The 1,178-nt window shown below is 64.1% G+C and carries 2 protein-coding genes; both read right to left on the bottom strand.

Going from position 1 to position 1,178, the window contains the following annotated elements; translation table 11 throughout:
* Positions 1-102: 102 nt before the first annotated feature.
* Positions 103-825 (bottom strand): VOC family protein, encoded by a 723-nt coding sequence (locus MLGJGCBP_RS21605; protein ID WP_160097955.1) that lies wholly within the window; start codon positions 823-825, stop codon positions 103-105.
* A gap of 101 nt (positions 826-926) precedes the next feature.
* Positions 927-1,178 (bottom strand): hypothetical protein (locus MLGJGCBP_RS21610; RefSeq protein WP_236581245.1); only part of this gene is annotated, 252 nt, incomplete at its 5' end.

Here is a 1,178-nt window from a genome sequence, read left to right on the forward strand (position 1 = left end):
CAACACACCCATCGGCGCGTCACCCTCCACGCGGGTGAGCAGGTCGTTGTCTTCCTTGTTCAGCATGAGTTCTCTCCAAATCGAGTCCGTGGGAGGTGGGTATCAGACACAGGTGAAGTGGACGCCGGCGACGTCGAACTGCTCCTTCACGATGATTTCGCTCGGAAGCGTCAGTTCGACGGCGCAGATTCCCTCGCGCAGCTTGTCCTTCGTCGTGGTGAAGCGCACGACCTGGCCGGTCTCGGGCAGGTGGACGTGTGCCTCGTCGTCCGAGACCGTTTCGACCGTGGCGTCGAGGGCCAATGCCCATTTCTCGGCGGCGCGGTGTGCGTCGAGCATCCGCACCTCGATGGAGACGATCCCACCTTCGGGATGCTCGGGAACCCTTCCGGACCAGGCCGGGCCTCCCCACCTCCACGATTCGTACGGCGTCGCCCAGTCGATCGACACCATCGCTCCCGGCACGTCCTTCGGGTGCAGCATGTTCGCGCCCTGGTCGAACAACTTGAGTTCCGCGATGATCCGCACCCCCAGCTCGTCCAATCTGGCTCGGGCACGGTCGTTGTCCGGAACCTGGAACACCGCCATGTATCCGGCCTCGCCGCCGCGTTCCTCGGCGTATCTCCGGACGGGACCGTCGTCGTAGGGGGAGCAGATCTCCAGGAACGTATTGCCCAGGCTGAAAACAGCATTGTGCGTAGAGAACTGATTCGCCAGGTCGTCGTTGAAGGGCTCCGGCAACCGCAGTGCTTGCTGCACCGTGTCGACTGAGCCCGCCAGGTCGGCGGTCACCACCGCGACATGCCTGAGACGAATGTGAGTCATAGGAAACCTACCGATCTTGATCGTTGTAGTGGCGCAGGAAGTCCGGGCCGGGACTGTGACCCGGTCTCGCCCGCTCCGCGGTGCCAGATTTTCGACGTTCTCTACCCAGTTCGCGTGGTCGCAGGTGCTTCGCCACGCGAGCCGACGGTCTCCTGCCAGCGCACACCGGGTTCGATCAGTTCTTCACCCGGGCGAATCTCGCCGTACAGGAAATCGCGCCCCAGAGCGAGGGGCGTTTCGCCGCGCGTGTTGCGGCGTGCGGCATCGAGCATCAGGCGGCGCATCCGAATGACGGCGAGGTCGGACGTACCCAGGTGCTCACGGGTGCGATCCTCGATCGGCCCCATGCTCTC

This window comes from Rhodococcus sp. T7 (assembly GCF_009872365.1).
Taxonomy (GTDB): Bacteria; Actinomycetota; Actinomycetes; order Mycobacteriales; family Mycobacteriaceae; genus Rhodococcus_F.

Excerpts from the sequence above, each read along its gene's own strand:
- MLGJGCBP_RS21605 (WP_160097955.1), bottom strand. The coding sequence starts at position 825 with ATGACTCACATTCGTCTCAGGCATGTCGCGGTGGTGACCGCCGACCTG.